The organism is Kordiimonas laminariae (assembly GCF_023008165.1).
In the GTDB taxonomy this organism is placed as follows: domain Bacteria; phylum Pseudomonadota; class Alphaproteobacteria; order Sphingomonadales; family Kordiimonadaceae; genus Kordiimonas; species Kordiimonas laminariae.
The window spans coordinates 53,622-73,383 of record NZ_JAKQZA010000011.1 but is presented as its reverse complement, the minus strand read 5'-3'; the positions used below and the strand labels follow the sequence as shown (position 1 = coordinate 73,383).

At 45.9% G+C, this 19,762-nt stretch carries 9 protein-coding genes; 6 read left to right on the top strand and 3 right to left on the bottom strand.

What is annotated here, in order from left to right; translation table 11 throughout:
- Positions 1–635 precede the first annotated feature (635 nt).
- The 3 genes from MF542_RS17000 (at position 636) to MF542_RS16990 (ending at position 6,492) form a co-directional block, all read left to right on the top strand.
- Positions 636–2,036 (top strand): M23 family metallopeptidase, encoded by a 1,401-nt coding sequence (locus MF542_RS17000; protein WP_247021688.1) that lies wholly within the window; start codon positions 636–638, stop codon positions 2,034–2,036.
- Between the two features lie 70 nt (positions 2,037–2,106).
- The gene (locus MF542_RS16995) at positions 2,107–2,718 is read left to right on the top strand and encodes a hypothetical protein (RefSeq protein WP_247021686.1); all 612 of its coding nucleotides are present in this window, start codon (positions 2,107–2,109) and stop codon (positions 2,716–2,718) included.
- Between the two features lie 546 nt (positions 2,719–3,264).
- Positions 3,265–6,492: a TonB-dependent receptor domain-containing protein gene (locus tag MF542_RS16990; protein WP_247021684.1), complete on the top strand. Its 3,228-nt coding sequence runs from the start codon at positions 3,265–3,267 to the stop codon at positions 6,490–6,492.
- Positions 6,493–6,568: 76 nt separating this feature from the next.
- Here the strand turns inward: MF542_RS16990 and MF542_RS16985 are convergent, their stop codons facing one another.
- On the bottom strand, positions 6,569–7,411 hold the full coding sequence (locus MF542_RS16985; protein WP_247021683.1) for a response regulator: 843 nt from the start codon (positions 7,409–7,411) through the stop codon (positions 6,569–6,571).
- A gap of 617 nt (positions 7,412–8,028) precedes the next feature.
- Here MF542_RS16985 and MF542_RS16980 point away from each other — a divergent pair.
- Positions 8,029–11,160, top strand: a complete 3,132-nt coding sequence (locus MF542_RS16980) for a TonB-dependent receptor domain-containing protein (protein WP_247021681.1) — start codon at positions 8,029–8,031, stop codon at positions 11,158–11,160.
- A 560-nt stretch (positions 11,161–11,720) separates the two neighbouring features.
- A complete protein-coding gene (locus MF542_RS16975) occupies positions 11,721–14,867 on the top strand; it encodes a TonB-dependent receptor plug domain-containing protein (protein WP_247021679.1) in 3,147 nt (1,048 codons plus the stop codon).
- Positions 14,868–14,940: 73 nt separating this feature from the next.
- On the opposite strand, the gene clpB is transcribed toward MF542_RS16975, so the two are convergent.
- Together clpB and MF542_RS16965 are read right to left on the bottom strand one after the other, a co-directional pair.
- A complete protein-coding gene (gene clpB, locus MF542_RS16970) occupies positions 14,941–17,514 on the bottom strand; it encodes an ATP-dependent chaperone ClpB (RefSeq protein ID WP_247021677.1) in 2,574 nt (857 codons plus the stop codon).
- 146 nt (positions 17,515–17,660) lie between these two features.
- Complete coding sequence (locus tag MF542_RS16965; RefSeq protein ID WP_247021675.1) at positions 17,661–18,128, bottom strand: GNAT family N-acetyltransferase; 468 nt, start codon at positions 18,126–18,128, stop codon at positions 17,661–17,663.
- Positions 18,129–18,335: 207 nt separating this feature from the next.
- Between MF542_RS16965 and MF542_RS16960 the strand changes: the two genes are divergently transcribed.
- Complete coding sequence (locus MF542_RS16960) at positions 18,336–19,709, top strand: Na+/H+ antiporter NhaC family protein (RefSeq protein ID WP_247021673.1); 1,374 nt, start codon at positions 18,336–18,338, stop codon at positions 19,707–19,709.
- Positions 19,710–19,762 lie beyond the last annotated feature (53 nt).

The following is a 19,762-nucleotide window of genomic DNA, read 5'->3' as shown; positions in this document are numbered from 1 at the left end:
GCTCAAGAATTAACTGACGATACATATAAATATGTATCTTGATACTCGACCAGCCGTAAAACTGGCGAAGTATCTCGGAAATATAGATGATGATCCTCCAGACCACCGTCCACATCTCCCTTCCATCCTACAATGTCAAAGAGCAAAAAAATCACCCAACCGGAAAATCCAGTTTCCTAAACCTTTCGATTTGGGCAATGCGCCGGACCGGACATTTCGTCAGCGTGCGGCAGGGCGGCCTTTATATTCTCAGTTACCTGATCATGTCAAGAAGCTTTTTAAACAATGTTTTAAGCTTCTCTGGGCCATCACCCCCGAGCCAACATTCTTACCTTTCAGCGACCCCTGAGGTCGTGTCCGGTAGAGCAGTCTGCCCCGGCGGTGAAGGGGTTTCTAAGGATAACGCCTATGAAACGCAAGCGTTAAATTCCAAAAAATGCGCTTTTTTCTCCGCCCCAGCATGAAAGCCGCAGAAACCCTGGGCTTTCAGCAAGTTACTTTTCAAAAAACCTCAGAAAAATGCTGAAAAACCATTGGAGATATATTGCCCTATATATATAAAGAGTATATGCAGTTTTTCTCTCCCTTTGAGGGATGAATCAGATGAATCATCATATGTGTAGAAAAGAGTAACAATGGCCAACTGGCAAACGATTCTAATGCGCGCAAAGCGCAAACTGATGGAAGCAATTTCGAAACTAGATTCTGAAAAGCTATTTAGTGCGTCGGAGTCGCCCGCTGCTTTCGGTATTATTGCAGGCTTGGGCGTGCTTGGTTTGGTAATATTAAACCTTCCAGACAGCCCTGAGGAACCAGATGAAACTGTCGCCTTAAAGCAAATAGAATCACAGCCTGTAACGGAAGCCGAGCCAACCGCACCAATTCCTCAGGAACCGAGCTATAAAGAAACAAGCTACACACTGAAGAAATCAGAGACGTTGCTACGCCTTTTAAGAAGGGCAGGTATTTCAAACAGCAACGCCCACACAGCTATTAATCAACTGAAGAATGTAACTGATCTGCGAAAGTTACGCGCAGGTCAGAAAATTGAAGTATCTGTCGACACCTCAGACCAAGATAAAATTCACACCTTGAAGATTCGTGATACATTTTCTGAAGTTGCAATCGTGGAAGCCAAAGGTGCGTCGTATGACGCAAAACGTGTTCCTGTGGAAACCGTTGCTGTTACCCAGCTTGTAACCGGCGTTATATCTGATAGCCTCTATCTATCCAGCAAGCGGGCTGGATTGCCTGATAAAATTATAGTCGAACTTATTCGCATGCTGAGTTTTGACGTGGACTTTGAACGAGAAATCCGCGTGGGAGACAGTTTTGAGATTTACTACGAACGCAACTATGCCCCAACGTACGATGATATCGAAAACACTCGAATTTTGAGTGCCAAGATCGGCCTTCAGAAACGCACCCTTAATGCCCTCTATTTTCAGGAAGAAAGCGGTGACGAGGGCTATTATGACCTGAACGGCGAAAGCACCAGGCGCGCGCTAATGAAAACACCACTTGATGTAGCCGTAGTTACATCATCATACGGCAGACGTAAGCATCCGGTTCTTGGCTACACCCGCATGCACAAAGGTGCTGATTTCCGAGCCCGTACAGGCACTCCCATCATGGCAGCAGGTGACGGTATTATTGAGATGGCTGCAAGAAATGGTAGCTACGGCAATTATATACGTATTCGCCACAACGGCAGTTACAAAACCGCTTATGCCCACCTGAGCAAATACGGAAGAGGTATTAAGAAAGGCCGCCGCGTCAAACAAGGACAAATTATAGGATATGCCGGAGCTACTGGCAGAGTGACTGCAGCTCATCTACATTATGAAGTGCTTTATAACGGCAAGCAGGTGAACCCCCTTACACTAAAACTACCTACTGGAAAGACGCTAAAGGGAAAATCTCTGGAAGAGTTTCAAGAGAATCAGGCGCGAATCACAGCTGAAATTGAAAAAACTGTTGAATTGCAATTGATACTCGCCTCAAAAGAAAACCAAACCACTGACGCCGACCGATAATTTCAACTCCTACATTGTTCCCGCGAAATAGTCTGTGCTAGGGTTCGCCGGAACAATTGGGAGCGACGTAATGTCCAGTATTTATACTTCAAAATTTTTGCTGACGGGGGCTACACTTTTATCAACAGTCGTGTTCTCCCCTACACTATTGGCACAAGATAAAGACGCACTTATTAGATGTAGCGAAATCACCAGCGGTGCAGCACGTCTTGCATGCTATGATAAATATGTCGCAACGCTTAAAGGCGGCAAGAAGGTAGTAGAGGCAAGAACTCCTCCTAAAATGGCTAGCAAAAGCGCAACCGCACCTGCACCAACCACTCAACAAACGGAAAAATTGATAGAAGCTGAAGTTGAGAAACGGGTAGAAGCGCGTCTTAAGGCAAAAGAGGCTGAGCAAGAAAAGAAAACCGAGAAAGTACGTAAGGATAGTTTCGGCAAAAGCCCAAGCAAGGAAACGCCTAAAATCATTACCGCAACAGTGAAAGATTTACGCAAACGCTATGGCCGTGGCGTACTCTTCCTACTGGACAACGGACAGACCTGGGAACAGATTGATGGACCGGATATTCGCTCCCTTAAAAAGGGCAAGAAAGTCACCATCAAACGGAGTCCTTTTGGTGCTTACACCATGACCGTAGAGGGTAAATCCAGAGCTTACCCGGTTAAACGTAAGAAATAAGAGCGTTTTAAACTAATATTACATGACCAATCTTTATATTGGTCATGTAATTACAATACTGGTAGCGAATCATTTCGTTACATTTCACACATCACATCACAAAACGACTACCTCAACCCTGATCAGCGATAGAGAGAAAAATACACTCTATCCTGAAATTTTGCATTGTTCTCAGAAATTTAGAGAAAATAAAACCTATATCCTTGGATTCATGAGAAATTAGTTACAAATAAAACCAATGACTCTGGAAAAGCCACAGAACAAGTGTTGATATCGCGCAACACATCAGTTGATATCTAACAACACAACGAAATACTTAACGAGAATGTGATAGGCAAATCGTTTTTATGGTTGTAGGTTATGACCCGAGTTTGAGTGGGGTAATAGGGCAATCAATAAAGTCACCTCAATCAATACTTTACTACTTGGTGATGGCTAGGGAGTGAATTTATTCACGTCGTCGCCGGGAAGTTTGGGAGGAATATCGCTATGCCAGTTCTTGGACATGGCCATTCCGAATATAAACTATAAACAGGGAGATTTTTCATGATTGGATCAAACATTCATGAAACTCGCAAGCAAAGCAAACTGCGCCTACTGGGAAGCGCAGCATCGCTTCTTGCTGTGATGGCTACTGGTACTGGCATCGCACAAGCACAAGACGCTGATGATACTGATGAACTGGAAGTGGAAGAGGTTGTTGTAACTGGTTCCCTTATCCGTCGTAGTTCTTACAGCGCTCCTGAGCCAATCGTAATTCTTGGCAAACAGGACCTTAACGACCGTGCATTTGTTAACGTAGCTGACCTACTTAACGAATCACCAGAATTCGGTGCTCCGGCAGCGAACCCAGCGGGTGCACAGGGCGCATTCGCAATTGGTTCCAACGTAGTAAGCCTTTTTGGTCTAGGCTCTAACCGTACTCTTACTGTTGTAAACGGCCGTCGTTTCGTTTCAAACAACCCTCCAGTACCAGCGGGCTCAAGCCTTGCAGCTGGTCTACAGGTTGATTTTAACACTATTCCGATCGCGCTTGTTGACCGTATTGAAACACTTCTAATCGGTGGTTCACCAACCTACGGTTCAGACGGTATCGCTGGTGTGGTAAACGTAATCCTTAAAGACGACTTTGAAGGTTTCGAAGTTTCTGGTCAGTACGGTGTATCTGATCGTGGCGACGGTGACAGCTACCAAATCCAAACAACATTTGGTGGTAACTTCGCTGAAGGTCGCGGTAACTTGGCTTTCTCTGTTGAGTATAACTCACAGAATGGTCTTGTAGCAGCTGACCGTCCGTTCTTTACACAGAACAACCCATTTACAAGCCGTAACGGTGACGGCGAAACACGCGTATTTAACGCTGATCGTACAGGTCGTGGTTTCGTAACACAGGCTCTTGGTGACTTTGGTGCGATTTCTTCTGCATCTAACGGTTTCCTACCAACAATTGGTCGCGGTGCATTCATCGATGCTGATGGCAACCAAAACTTCTTCGAGTTTGACGAAAATGGTAACGCTATTCCGTTTACTGTAGGTGTTCGCCCTGCAAACGGTGGTCTATTCTTCGCGAATGGTGGTAGCGGTAGTGATCTATTTGACAACGTACGTCAGATCTTCACACCTTCAGAGCGTATTAACATTTCCGCAATCGGTCACTATGACATCAACGATTACGCTACGTTCTTCTCTGAGTTCATCTTCCAGAACGCTGAAGCTCGCGAAGCATCTGAGCAGGACGATATTCTTGCTGGTATCTTCGGCGCTGACCGTTCTTCACCAGGTTTCACACTAGATAACCCATTCCTGAGCAATCAGGCGCGTGGTGTTCTTAGCGAATTCCTAGGTCCAGATGATCAGTTCTTCGTAGATCGTTTCCTTGGTCCAGTTGTAAACGGCGGTGAAAACTTCAACGAAGCATTCACATGGCGCGTAGTTGCTGGTCTTAAAGGTGAGTTCGAATTTGCTGATCGTAACTTCCACTGGGAAGTTTCTGGTAACTTCGGTCAATCAGATCTTGAGACACGTGCACGTACAGTAATTAACGAGCGCCTATTTAACGCTCTTGACGCTGTTGCACTTACAGACGACGACGTTACAGAATTCACAGCAAACTCTGGCCTTGACGGTCAGTTTGTAATCCGTAACGGCGAAGTAATTCAAATTGCTACGGCTGATATCAACACTGCACCACGTGCAGGCGACATCATCTGTAACGGCATTCTTGCTGACGCTCGTGGTGAGCTAGAGCCAGATGCAAGCTTCCCGAACCTAGTAACAGACGCACGTCCAAACCTAGCTGGTTGTGTGCCTCTGAACCTATTCGGTAACCAGTTTGCTCCTGAATCTGCTGCGTTCGTATCTCTACCATCTACATCTAGCTCTGATACACAACAGCGTGTATTCCAAGCTAACCTTGGTGGTGATCTATTCGAACTTCCAGGTGGTACAGTTTCTTTCGGTCTTACATACTTGAACCGTAAAGAAGAAGCTGTGTTTGAGCCAGATGGCATCCAGCAAATTGAACTTGGTCAGAATGCTCCAACTCAGCCTTCACGTGGTGAGTTCAAAACTGACGAGATCGGTGCTGAGCTATTCATTCCTATCCTTAAGGATGGTGATGTTCCGTTCATCAACGCTCTTAACTTCACACCTAAAGCACGTTACGTAGACCACTCTATCGCTGGTACAGACTATACTTATACTCTTGCTGGTACACTACAGATGTTCGACATGATCACTGTACGTGGTGGTTATACTCAGTCAATCCGTGCTCCTGGTATTCAGGAACTGTTTGACCCAACACTAGGTATTACAGGCTTCATCACAGACCCTTGTGACACACGCTTCATTAACCTAGGCCCAGATGGTGACGCTGCTAACAGTAACCGTCGTCAAAACTGTGCTGCTGTTGGTATCGACGTTGAAGACCACACTAACATCTCTAGTAACCTATCGATCGCTGGTATTAGTTCTGGTAACCAGAACCTACGCAACGAAATCGGTAAGTCTTACTCTATCGGTGTTGTAGTTGAGCCTGAAGAGTTCATCCCAGGCCTACGTCTATCTGTTGACTACATCAATATTACGATCGAAGATCAGATCTCTAATATTACACAGAACCAGGCGATCTCTGCTTGTTTCGATAGTGCAACATTCCCAGACGATATCTGTAACGCTCACACACGTGACGCATCTGGCCAGATTATTTCATTCTCAAGAAGCTTCCAAAACGCTTCTACATCTGAGTTTGAAGCTGTTCAGTTCAACACACGTTACGACTTCGACGTTTCAGACGCTCTGAGCCTATTCGACAGCAGCCTTAAAGACAGTGACCTAGGTGACTTCTCTATCCGTGTTGGCGGTATCCGTCGTATCACTGATATCCTACAGGTTGTTGAGGGTAACCCACTTATCAACCGTGTTGGTCAGGCTGGCCGTGAAAAATGGCGTGGTAACGTAGACTTCGTATATAACTACGACAAGCTACGTGTCTTCTGGCGTATGAACTACACAGGTCGCCTCGATCTTGATGTTCAGGACCGTGAAGCGCTTACATTCTTCGATGCTGATGATAACCTAATCACTGGCCTGAATGATAAGTTCATCCACAATGCAACTATCAGCTACCAGCTGACTGAAAAAGTGAATGTATCTGCTGCAATCAACAACGTATTTGATCGCAAGCCGAACATTACGGAACTTGCTTACGGCAACTTCCTAAACGCAGAAGAGTTCGGACGTTCGTTCCGCTTCAACTTCCGCGCTGCATTCTAAGTTAGTTGTAGACATAGCAAAAAGAGAGGGCGGGGAATTTTCCCCGCCCTTTTTGTTAGAAATAAAAAAACAAACTCTAGCTTTTCTTCTGAGAAATATGCTCTGACGCATCATCCAGTGCTTTTTTCAGCGCAAACTCACCAACAGGCTTCACTAGACACTGTACAAAGTTACCGTTCTCAACGATACGTACATCTTCACGGTTACCTTTTTGCTCTAGCATCAATACCGAAGCCGTGAACGCACTGATATTTTGCGCTTCCTGCACAAGCCCGAGACCTGTGCCGCCCTTAAACACCTCAGCGACAACCAAAACATCGACCATATCGCTTTGCAGGATAGCAACTGCATCCTCATAAGAATGACAGAACCGGAGATTATATTGCCCTGTCAGCCGCTGAGAGAGAGCCGCTATATCTTCCTCATTTGCTACCGCCAAAACATTAGAACGAGCAGCCTGAGCTGCCAGTAACGCAGCATTTCCACCCAAACCATGAGGCATGGCTGTTTTCTCGTTACCGTCAACTAACACCTTAGCATCCATTGCTTCAAGGACCGCCCATGCGTGTTGATCAATAGCAGATAGTTTGATATCGCCGTCACAGGTTATAAAGTTATGCGCGAGAATACGTTCTAGCATCGAAGACCCGATCATAAGCTGATCATCTTCATGCATACTGGCTTCTGAAATCGCTACACCTTCCAGAAACACATCTCCAGTTTCGTCATGTTCAACCGGCAGAAGCAACCAATCAACCACTTTATGGCGGTGCCCATACCAAATCCGAGAACGTCTTGAAAATCCAGCCTTGTGTGTGAAACACGGCATCACCAAGGCCATTTGCATGGGCTTTAATGCCAAAGAATATAAATCTGTAAACAGGCTCAGAGATTCTCCTTGTGGCAAGACGCTACTCACGCCAGCCCCTACCCTACAGATGGTAATATCTGCATTCTCAAGACCCAAACATATATAACTATCCGCAAATTTTTGAAAACCCGGCTCAGATGTGCTTGAGAGCACTGGAAGTCTTCCTTCCCGCCGCCTTAATTGCCAATATTCTAAAAATTCATCACATAAATTATGTTGCACGAATACCGCCCCCTACGGCTTATGGTAGAGCATCATACACCTAATCACTAACGATTAAAATTTTATATATACTAAGAAATTCTTTTATACATAACAGCTTAGGCTTGATAAGCTAGACTTATCTCTAGAAATAGAAAAGCATTTTTTGCACTAATTCGTGCAGATTTTGTTGCCCAAAAGTAACAACCACACTCAATGTTAGCATGTATATACGCTTTCCAAGCATCACTTTAGTTACATTTCCAAATCATCTTTATAGCCTCTCTAATGAGTTTGGTCGGGGGACTATGAACTTCATTCCATACTCTGCCATGTTTGGTGAATTACCAATTCTCTGGATCGGTTTCTTCAGGCATGGGAAAGGCGGAACCAAACCTTCTTTCAGGAATGAATGAAGGCGATCTTCTGCCTACATAAACATTGATAGTATTTGGGAGATAATCATGTTTGGAGCAGACATTCATGAAACTCGCAAGCTAAGCAAACTGCGCCTACTTAGTGGCGCAGCAACCCTTATTGCTACGCTTGCAACCGGAACCAACATTGCCAATGCGCAAGATGACAATTCACAGGAAGTAGAAGAAGTGGTAATCACTGGCTCGCGTATTGTCAGGAAAGACCTGACAGCGCCGTCACCTGTGGTAACACTTGATTCAGAGAGCATCCTTCAATCTGGTGAAACAGATCTCGTAAACCTTCTGAAAGAGCTTCCTATCTTGATTAGCTCAAATCAGGCAACCAACTCAGCAGGAGCGATCGCAACATTGGACCTTCGTTCAATGGGTACACAACGCACACTTGTTGTTGTAAACGGTCGCCGTCACGTTGGTGGTATTTCAGGATCATCAACCGTTGATGTATCCAGTATTCCAACTGCACTTGTTGAACGCGTTGAAGTACTCACTGGTGGTGCATCGGCGATTTATGGTGCAGATGCTGTAACGGGCGTTGTAAACTACATTCTTAAAGACAACTTCGAAGGTATTGATACACGTGCCCAGTACGGAATTTCAGATTCTGGTGACGCTGAAAACCTGTTCTTGTCGATTGCTGCAGGCGGTAACTTCGCTGATGGTCGCGGTAACGCCGTAGTAGCAGTTGAATACCGTGATCAAAATGGCCTTATCGGCCTTGACCGTTCATTCGCGGGCCCTGGTCAGGCATCTCAGGTTAACATTACTGATGACATTGCCGCCAATTTTGATGTGAATCCTGATGCATCTGTTACATTCCTTCCAGGTGAAACATTTAATATTTCATCTGCTGCAGGTCAGATCGCAATCTTTGGTGGCGGAGGCCAGTTGGGCTTTGATGCTGATGGAAACCCAACATTCGGTACTGGTGGCTTCTTCTTCAATAACGGTACACTGCGTAACTTCAATGCAGGTCTGGATGCTGGCGGCACAAACGGTGTTGGCGGTGATGGTATCCTGAACAATACAGGCTTCGCTAACCTTGTAACACCTAGCAAGCGCGTGAGCGTAAATGCGAACGTAACATATGAAGTAGCCGAGTTTGCAGAATTCTTCCTTGAATCAAAATTCACCTATGTTGATGCACAATCGGCAGGCGGCGTGAACTCATTCAACGATTTCATTCCAATCCGAATTGGTAACCCTTTCATTCCGGCACAACTCCAGGCGGCGATTGATACTGCTGCTGCAAATGGCGAGAATATTTTCACAAATGCCGCCAATGCTCAGATCTTTATCACACGTGACCAAGCGGATGATACAGTACGCAACACAACAGATACTGATCGTTTCTCTTTCCGTGTCGTAACTGGCTTTAAAGGCGATATCACTGATACCTGGAACTATGAAGTTTCCTATAACTATGGCCGTACAGAATCAAACGCTGCTAACTCTCGCCAGCGTTTTGATGATCGCTTCTTTGCCTCTGTTGATGCAGTAGCTCTAACGCAGGATGATATTGATGCTTTAGGTGCAAACCTAGTTCAGGCAATTCGTCCAGGTACAGACGGTGCAATCGGCATTACTGGTGACAGCGCTCAAGTCGGTGATATCGTATGTCGTTCCAGCATTGATCCAGATGCTGAGCCACCTGTAGCCTCATTCCCAAGCACACGCGAAGGCTTCCTGACGTTTGAACCTGGCGCTGGCAGCCCATGTGTTCCAACAAGCATCTTTGGCTCAAATGCTATCAATCAGGATGCAGCAGATTTCATTTATCAGCGTACACTCTCTGATATTGCGATCGAACAACAGGTTGTTTCTGCCGTTATCTCTGGCGACACAAGTGATTTCTTCACGCTTCCAGCAGGTGCAATCAGCACTGCGTTCGGCTTTGAATATCGTCGCGAAACAAGTAGCTTTGAACCTGATGCAGCTGATCGTGATGATTTGATTTTCGGTGGTGGTACACAGCCTACATCTGGTCGCTACTCAGTTACAGAAGGGTTTGCTGAGATTCTAATTCCTATTTTTGCAGACCTTCCTTTCGCAAAAGAACTATCTGTTGAAGGTGCTTACCGCTACTCAGATTATTCTGTAGGTGGTGATGCGAACCAATCCTTTAGCACAGATACATATCGAGTAGCACTAACATGGCGGCCAATTGATGAACTACTTCTACGTGGTGGCTATTCACGTGCTGTACGTGCACCTAACATTGGGGAACTCTTCGATCCTCAGCAGGTAGCATTCTTCTTCCCTGATGATCCATGTGATGCTGATTTCATCGATTCAGGTTCTGAATTCCGTGCAGCAAACTGTGCTGCTCTTGGTATTCCTGAAGGTTTTGATGATCCAAATACAGCACGTTTCGAGGGTATCTCTGGTGGTAACCCGGGTCTTCAACCTGAAACTGCCGATACATACACAGCAGGTTTTGTATGGACACCTGAGTATATTCCCGGCCTGAGTATTGCTGCCGATTACTACAGAATTAACCTATCAAACGCTATTGGCAGCATCACTGCACAAAACATCGTTGATCGCTGTGTGGATGCACCAAGCTTGAATAACCAATTCTGTGAACTTCAAAGCCGTGATCCAAATACCAATGGTCTGAACAGTATTACTCAGGTAACTCAGAATATTGCTGCACTGAAAACATCCGGTATTGATTTTGAAGCAACTTACGCTTTCGATCTTCCAGGCGAATGGGGTTCTATCCGTTCTCGTTTGATTGCTAACTACATCATTGATCGTGATAACTTTGAGTTCCAGGAATTCCCTGATGAATCAACACAAATCAGAGGCACGCTTGGTATTCCTAAGTATAACGTGAACCTATCAACAACCTGGAGCTATGAAGAGTTTGGCTTCACTTATCAGGTTCGTTATCAGGATTCACAGCTTGTAGGTGGTCTGTCCTTTGAAGAAATCGAACGCTTTGCCGCGAACAACAATGGTGGCCAATTCGCTGATCCATTCGAAACAGGCGATGCTTTCATTCATGATATTTCCGCGAGCTGGCAAGTACGCGAGAACTTCGGCATCAACGCAGGTGTGAACAACCTGTTTAACCGCAAGCCATTCCTGGCTGCGGTGAATACACCTGTTACATCAGTTGGTCGCTTCTTCTACATTGGCTTCAATTCTCGCTTCTAAAAGCTGGAATTAGTCCCTTAAACAACGAGGTCGAGAAATGTTTCTCGACCTTACTTAATATCTATTTGCTGCTCTATGCCATGAGACAACAACTTCTCAAGGTATTACCTGCTTACGTCGAAGCACTTTCCTATCAAGGTAATAAACTTAGGCTGTACAGCCTCCCTATAAAGACCAAACTTTCTTTATAGCGGATAATCATTAGATAAGTTCAATGTGACCTTTAGGTAACATTATGTCAAAATCGCTACATTATTTGGTAGTTTTTTTCCATCTTAATCGTACTTCTTGCAACAAACCGGATACTCTCTTTTTCGTGATATGTCGGTGAGGTTGATAGAGCCTTTATTAACAACAAGATAACCGAACCAAGCGCACATCTCATCATTATTGAGTGGCAACTGAATAATTGGGTAGAAGATCGGCACTTGTTGCCAGTTTTCAACATAGAGAGACAAAGCAGGATTTTGTTCAGCTCCACAACAAACGGAACTGAACTTATGTCCAAATAATCAAGCGGTATAAGCCGTTTAAATATGTACGGAATAAGGAGGAACTTCATGATTGAAGCAGACATTCATGAAATTCAGAAACTAAATAAAAAGCTAAGGCTGTTAGGCAGCGCCGCAACACTTCTAGCTGTTGCAGCAACTGGTGCTACAAGCGCTCAAGCTCAGGACGAGATCGACGATCGTGAACTGGAAGAGGTAGTGGTAACTGGCTCACGTATTGCACGGGACCCTAACGCCGCAGCACCATCACCTGTATCAGTAGTATCAGGTATTGATCTGAAGCTATCCGGTGAAACAGATATTGCAGAAGCACTGAAAGACATTCCAGCGCTTCTAACAACAACGTCTTCTCAAGGTTCTATTGACGGTATTTTCGCGCCGTCCACAGGTGCAGCAGTTCTGCAGCTTCGTGGCCTTGGTAATGAAAGAACACTAACCCTTGTAGACGGTCGCCGTCACGTTGGTGGTGTTCAAGGTTCCTCCGCTGTTGATGTTGGCTCAATCCCTAACGCTCTTATTGAACGTGTAGAGGTTCTAACAGGTGGTGCATCTGCGGTATATGGTGCCGATGCGGTAGCTGGTGTTGTTAACTTCATTCTCAAAGATGACTTCGAGGGTGTTGAAATAAACGCACAAACAGGTATTTCCGGCCAAGGCGATGGCATCCAGCTTGATGGTAGCATCCTTTATGGTCAAAACTTCGGTGACGGCCGTGGTAACTTCACAGCAGCCTTCAACTACTCTGAGCGTAACGGAATTCGCCAGGGCGACCGTGCTTTCTCACGTGGCAACAACATTGCCAACGATGACCGTAACCCTGATACATCTGTATTTGGTGATTTTGCTCGGGTAATCTTGCCGAACCACACATTCTCAATCAGTTCCAACCGCGGCGTAATTGCAGCAGGTGATTTCTCATCCCCTGGTGCTGATTTCCTTGATACAGATGGTAACGGTGTTGCTGATTGTAGCCAATCTACTGTTGGTCAGAACGTAGGCGGCGGCTTCGGTGGTTGTTGGGTAATCAATGACGATGGTTCAGTACGGCCTTATCAGGACGGCCTTGTATCTGGTGCCTTCAACCAGTTTGGTGGTGACGGTATCCGTGATAACTTTGATGAAGATTTCTTGGTTCCAGAAGATAAGAAATACTCTATCAACCTAACAGGCCGTTATGCGATCAATGATTACGTAACCTTCTTCGCAGAAGGTAAGTATGTGTATCAGGAAACTGATTTCGGTGGCCCACTAAACACATTCTATGACCTATTGACTGTTGCTCCGGATAACCCGTTTATCCCGACAGAGCTTCAAGGTCTTGCTGACTCCACTGGTGGCCTGTTCATTACACGTGACCCAACAGACCTTGGTCCGAACATCGATACAAACGAACGTGAAACATACCGTTTTGTTGCTGGTATCGAAGGTGAGTTCGACAATGGCTGGACATACGAACTTTCTGGTAACTATGGCCGTTTCGAGCGTACAACAATTGACCGCAACCGCGTAATTCAAGATCGTTTCTTTGCTGCAATTGATGTAACAACTGATGCAAACGGCAACCCAGTTTGTCGCTCTGCTCTAGACGGTAGTGATGCACCAACCACACCATTTGACATTCCGCTGTTTGATTTTGGTTTCTTCACATTCAACCCAGATGATGGCAGCTGTGTACCTGCTAACATTCTTGGTGGCCCGAATTCAGTAAGCGCAGAAGCTGTAGATTTCATCACAACTACTATTCAAAACAAACGTGTGCTTGAGCAAACAGTAATCTCCGGTTTCGTTGCTGGTGATCTATCAGATTTCGTATCACTGCAAGGTGGTGAAATTGGCTTTGTATTCGGTGCTGAATACCGCGATGAAAAAGCAACAGCCATATTCGATCCACTAGTGCGCGGTGTTATTCCGGTAACAACACAAGATGCAAATGCTGGCGAACTTATCCGTAACCTAGATGATTTCCGCCAAACATCATTAGTGTTTGATCCAGAGAGCTTGATTTCCAATGAAACTGGTTCATACGATGTAAAAGAAGTATTTGCTGAGGTGAACATCCCGCTTCTAGCAGATCTACCATTTGCAAATCGTCTTGAATTCACAGCTGCTGCTCGGTACGCAGACTATTCCACAGTTGGTGATGCCTTCACTTGGACAGTTGGCGGTAAATGGGCACCTATCAGCGATATCGAGTTCCGCGGTACATATGCGGTAGCTATCCGTGCACCTAACGTGAACGAACTGTTTGCTCCTTCGCAGGGCGCAACATTCCGTCCGGTAGATCCTTGTGATCAAGTGAACATTGATGCACTTCTTGCTTCCGATAACGCTGTTGCACGTGCAAACGGTCAAAACCGTGTAGCAAACTGTGCGGCTGACGGTATTCCGGCTGGCTTTGCAGACCCACTGTCTGCACGCTTTACCGGTGAAACAAGCGGTAACGCAGAGCTACAGGAAGAAACTGCGAAAACATTCACAGTTGGTATGATCTTCCAGCCAAGCTTCATTGATGGTCTAACTATCTCTGCTGACTACTGGAACATTAAAATTGAAGATGCCATTTCTTCTGTAAGTGCTCAGGATATTGTTGATAACTGTTACAACGCATCAACATTCCCGAACAACTTCTGTACGCTCTTCACGCGTAACGATGATCCATCTTCTCCTCAGTTCAATGGCTTCAACTTCCTACGTCAGACAGAGCTGAACTTCGCGGCACTTGAAACATCAGGTATTGATGCATCTGTTCGCTACCAGTTTGATGTTGAAGAAAATCAGTTCACTCTGAATGTTGCGGGTACTTGGGTGAATAACCTTGACCGCTTCTTCAACCCAGCTGACCTAACAGATGTTGATCCAGAACTTGGTGAACTACAGCGTCCAGAATGGGCAGGTAGTGCAAGCCTACAGTGGGCACGTGGTCCGTTCAGCGTTAACTGGCAGACACGTTATCAGAGCCGTCAGGCGCTACGTTCTGTTGAAGTTGAATCAGCTGACGTACTATACGGTCCAAATGGTTTCGCTGGTGATGTATTCATCCACGACATTTCCTTCAGCTATGAAGTGAATGAGCAGACGAATATTTACGGTGGTATCAACAACATTGCTGATAAGAATCCGTTCATCACAGAATCTGCGTTCCCAGTGAACCCACTTGGTCGCTACTTCTTCCTCGGTATAAACCTAAGCCTCTAAGGCAGGTTACACAGAGAACAACAAAAAAGGCTGGGGAAATTCCCCAGCCTTTCTTTTTAAGAAACTTTCATTACTAGATGGACAACTTGATACCTTCGTCACTCGCATCAACAGTGACCGTATCACCAGATGTAACCTCTCCCTTCAAAATCATCTCCGCAAGATTATCCTGCACGTGCTTTTGAATAGTCCGCTTAAGGGGCCGGGCGCCATAAACGGGGTCATACCCGGCATCACCAAGCCAGTTACGTGCGGCATCTGTAAGCTCAAGTATGATTTTTCGGTCAGAAAGCAGCTTCTTCAAACGCTCCAACTGAATATCCACAATACCGCCCATATGGCTGCGGTCCAACCTGTGGAATAGCGTGATTTCATCAAGTCGGTTCAGGAACTCAGGCCTGAATGCGCCCTTCACCACTTCCATCACCTTTGGCCTTACATCTTCGACCACCGCGCCATCAGGCAAATCAGCAATCAGATGAGATCCAAGGTTTGATGTTAGAATGATCAGGCTGTTACTGAAATCAACCGTACGGCCCTGCCCGTCTGTGAGACGACCATCATCCAGCACTTGCAGGAGGATATTGAACACGTCAGGGTGCGCTTTCTCCACCTCATCAAAAAGGATTACCTGATACGGTCTGCGTCTCACACTTTCAGTAAGCACACCACCTTCATCATAACCAACATAGCCTGGAGGAGCCCCAATAAGCCGAGCAACAGAATGCTTCTCCATAAATTCGGACATATCGATCCGTACCATGGCGCTATCATCATTAAACAGGAAGGATGCCAATGCTTTGGTAAGTTCCGTTTTACCAACGCCCGTTGGGCCAAGGAATAAAAAGCTACCAAGTGGACGGTTCGGGTCCTGAATGCCGGCACGCGCACGGCGTACAGATGCAGATACAGCTTCAATGGCTTCAGATTGCCCGATCACACGCTCACCTAGAACGCTCTCCATATTCAGAAGCTTCTCACGTTCGCCTTCCAACATTTTATCCACAGGGATTCCGGTCCACCGAGAAACCACAGAAGCGATATCAGCATCCGTCACTTCTTCACGCAGCAAACTATTCTCTGCCTTATCATCAGAAGATTGAAGCCTGCGCTCAAGATCAGGTATAACCCCATGCTGAAGCTGCCCGGCTTTGGCAAAATCACCAGTACGCTGTGCTTGCTCGAGTTCAATCCGCGCACGGTCCAGTTCTTCCTGCACTAACTTACCGCCAGCAATCTTATCTTTCTCAAGCCGCCAGCGAGCAGTTAGCGTTGCAGATTCCTGCTCGAGATCAGCTAGTTCTTTTTCAAGGTCCTCAAGCCGTGCTTTTGATCCTTCGTCTTTTTCTTTCTTAAGCGCTTCCCGCTCAATCTTTAGCTGGATTATACGGCGATCAAGCTCATCAATTTCTTCAGGCTTGGATTCAGTTTCCATACGCAGGCGGCTCGCTGCCTCATCCATCAAGTCGATAGCTTTATCAGGCAGGAAACGCTCTGTTATATAACGATTTGAAAGCGTCGCAGATGCTACAATCGCTGCATCAGTAATGCGCACCCCATGGTGAAGTTCATACTTTTCCTTCAAACCACGCAGGATAGAAATGGCATCTTCCACATTTGGTTCCTGCACAACAACAGGCTGGAAACGCCTTTCAAGTGCAGCGTCTTTTTCCACGTATTTGCGGTATTCATTCAGCGTTGTTGCACCAATACAGTGGAGTTCACCACGCGCGAGCGCTGGCTTCAGCAAATTGGATGCATCCATAGCACCATCAGTTTTACCAGCACCTACAAGTGTGTGCATTTCATCAATGAAAAGGATTACATCTCCTTCACCGTGGGCTACTTCCTGCAACACGCCCTTTAGGCGTTCCTCGAATTCACCACGGTATTTGGCACCAGCTATCAACGCACCCATATCAAGAGACATAATACGCTTGTCACGCAGGCTATCTGGTACATCGCCATTAGCTATACGAAGCGCCAAGCCTTCAGCGATAGCAGTTTTACCCACACCGGGTTCACCAATAAGGACTGGATTATTCTTCGTACGGCGCGAAAGTACCTGAACAGTGCGGCGTATTTCTTCATCACGTCCGATTACAGGGTCAAGCTTACCTTCTCTTGCGCGTTCTGTCAGATCTTGCGCGAAACGGTTGAGCGCATCATACGCATCTTCCGCCGATGCACTATCAGCGGTGCGGCCTTTGCGCACTTCGTTAATCGCCTTGTTCACTTTGTCTGCCGTTGCGCCAGCCTGCATAAGAATTTTGCCAGCTTCAGTTTTCGCTGTCAGGATAAGCGAGAGCAGAAGACGTTCCGCAGTTACAAACTTATCCCCGGCTTTATCAGCAATTTCTTCAGCCTTGGTAAAAACCTGTGCAGTAAGTGGTTCAAGGTGCAGCTGGCCAGCACCAGAGCCTTCCACTTTAGGCAGCTTATCAATGGCAGCATTTACACCTTCAAGCGCTTGTTCAGGCTTACCACCCGCTGCGCGAATAAGGTTCGCAGCCAAACCTTCCTTATCATCCAGGAGAGCCTTTAAAATATGTTCTGGAGTGAAGCGTTGGTGGCTTTCCCGCACAGCAATGCCTTGCGCGCTTTGGATAAAACCACGGCTTCTATCGGTAAATCTTTCAATATTCATGTGTTATCAACCCCATGATTGTGCCAACCCTCCTTTTGAAGCGATTGGAATTTATATTACGCAGAACGCCCCAGCTGGGCACGTTCTAATATCTATGTGGGTATAGAACTATTAAGCTACAAGTCTGCCATCAGAGAATAATACCACTAGTCCAAGGCTTTAATCATATGGATGGTCTCTTCCTGATACCCGGCTCCTCGATAGAAACCTTGCGCCTGCTTATTTGTCGAAAACACCTCAAGATGCACCAACCGGTAACCTTGCTTTTGTGCCCAAACCTCAACCGCTTTCATCAAAGCTTTACCTGCGCCCGATCCCTGGGCATCTTCTTTCACCGCTAAAAGTGGTACGGTGCAGCGTTTTTCGCCTGAAAGCTCATCACTGGTTTCTCTAGCATGCACAAACCCAAGGGGTATCCCTACCCTATCCGCTATCAGAGTAATATGAGGCTCTTCAGCCTCATCCAGCATTTCCTCAATATACTCGTCCTGAAACTTCTGAATAGTTTCTGCCTTATGCCAGCCAAATCTAGCCTCTTGAGCCAATATTGGGGAAAGACTTGTAATAAAAGGATAATCGCTCTCTTCCGCTGTTCGTAGTGTAATCTTGGTCATAAAACAGGCCTCTGTACTCTTTGCTCGCTCATTCGTGTTTTGATTATTTAAACCTCAAAGCCCACCCTAAAGATAGAGTTGAGTTATCCAGATAAAAATTGGGAATTTAATTCCACAAAATCACAAAATATTGTGTGAATTAGAACTTTATTTCCAACAAACTAAAAGGTAGAAGCCAATTCAGACTAAATTTGAAAGAGTGTCATCATGGATTGGCTAACAATTTTACCTCAGATACTAACCATCGCGATCGTGCTTTGGAAGAAGGATATCATCCTGGGATTGCTATCTGGCCTCTTCATTTCAGAAACCCTCATTCTTATCAAAGATGGCGATTTTCTTCCCATTGCCGGCGCACCAGAAACCATTGAACGGATCGTTAGCACTTTTGGCAGCGCGAGCAATATCCGGCTGTTTATGTTCACCATTCTTATTGGTGCCTTGATCGCTTTCTTGAGGCATTCAGGCGGTGTTGCAGCGCTTGTAAAAATGCTTGTGGAAAAGGGTTACGCAAAATCCAAGAAACGCACGGGCCTTATAACCATGTTCGTTGGTGTTGCGCTCTTTATGGAAACCAGCCTCAGCATGCTCACAACCGGACTTCTATCGCGGGGTTTGTTCGATAAATTCGGCATGAGCCGTGAACGTCTTGCATATTTAGTAGATGTAACCTGCGCGCCTGTTTCTATCCTGTTTATTGTTGTGAACGGATGGGGCGCTTACGTTATTGGAACACTTACCACCAGTGGCCTGGATGATCCACTAAGCGCTGTGATCGGAAGTATCGCCTTCAACTTCTATCCGTGGCTCGCACTCATCATTGCGCTCTATACCGTCCTCAGCGATAAAACCCATGGTCCATTGAAAAAATATGAGGCAAAGGCTGCAGAGCAAGTAGGTCAGGAAGAAGGTATTCCTGAAGGCAAAGCTAGCCATATGATTATCCCGCTCCTTGTAATGGTTGGCGGTATATTCTCAATTCTCTATATGACAGGTAACGGCAATATCTCAAACGGGGACGGCTCGAGAGCAATTCTTTACGCCACGATTTTGGCAACAAGTGTAGCGTATATCTTGATGTACCGAACTGGCCGATTTACTCACAGCGGTATGATTAAAATTGCTAATGATGGCATGCAGAAGCTTGTAAACCTTCTAATCATCCTTGTACTTGCTTTGGCTTTTGGCGCCAGTCTCAAAGTACTCGGTACGGGTGATTTTATTGCAGGTATCGTTGGTAAAAACCTTCCAATTATCACTGTTGTACCCATTATTTTCCTGACAGCCTCTTTTGTATCCTTCAGTACGGGCACATCATACGGCACCATGGCACTCTTTATTCCAATTGGTGTGCCGATTATCCAGCAGCTAGGGCTCGATCCCGCCTTTGTACTATCAGCTATTCTCGGCGGTGCTGTCTTTGGTGATCACTGTTCCCCGATTTCCGACACAACAGTATTATCTTCGGTGGCATCAGGCTGTGATGTGCTTGATCATGTAGAAACGCAGCTTCCTTACGCCCTTATGGCCGGTGGTGGTGCTTTCATTCTCTATTTCATTGCTGGCTTCTTTATCCTTTAAACGAGAAACGGCCACCCATAAGGGCAGCCGTTTTCTTGAACGTTAGCAATTTA

What these genes read in the sequence shown, in the direction of transcription:
- MF542_RS17000 (WP_247021688.1), top strand. Translation starts at nt 636, where the DNA reads ATGGCCAACTGGCAAACGATTCTAATGCGCGCAAAGCGCAAACTGATG.
- MF542_RS16995 (WP_247021686.1), top strand. Translation starts at nt 2,107, where the DNA reads ATGTCCAGTATTTATACTTCAAAATTTTTGCTGACGGGGGCTACACTT.
- MF542_RS16990 (WP_247021684.1), top strand. Translation starts at nt 3,265, where the DNA reads ATGATTGGATCAAACATTCATGAAACTCGCAAGCAAAGCAAACTGCGC.
- MF542_RS16980 (WP_247021681.1), top strand. Translation starts at nt 8,029, where the DNA reads ATGTTTGGAGCAGACATTCATGAAACTCGCAAGCTAAGCAAACTGCGC.
- MF542_RS16975 (WP_247021679.1), top strand. Translation starts at nt 11,721, where the DNA reads ATGATTGAAGCAGACATTCATGAAATTCAGAAACTAAATAAAAAGCTA.
- clpB (WP_247021677.1), bottom strand. Translation starts at nt 17,514, where the DNA reads ATGAATATTGAAAGATTTACCGATAGAAGCCGTGGTTTTATCCAAAGC.
- MF542_RS16965 (WP_247021675.1), bottom strand. Translation starts at nt 18,128, where the DNA reads ATGACCAAGATTACACTACGAACAGCGGAAGAGAGCGATTATCCTTTT.
- MF542_RS16960 (WP_247021673.1), top strand. Translation starts at nt 18,336, where the DNA reads ATGGATTGGCTAACAATTTTACCTCAGATACTAACCATCGCGATCGTG.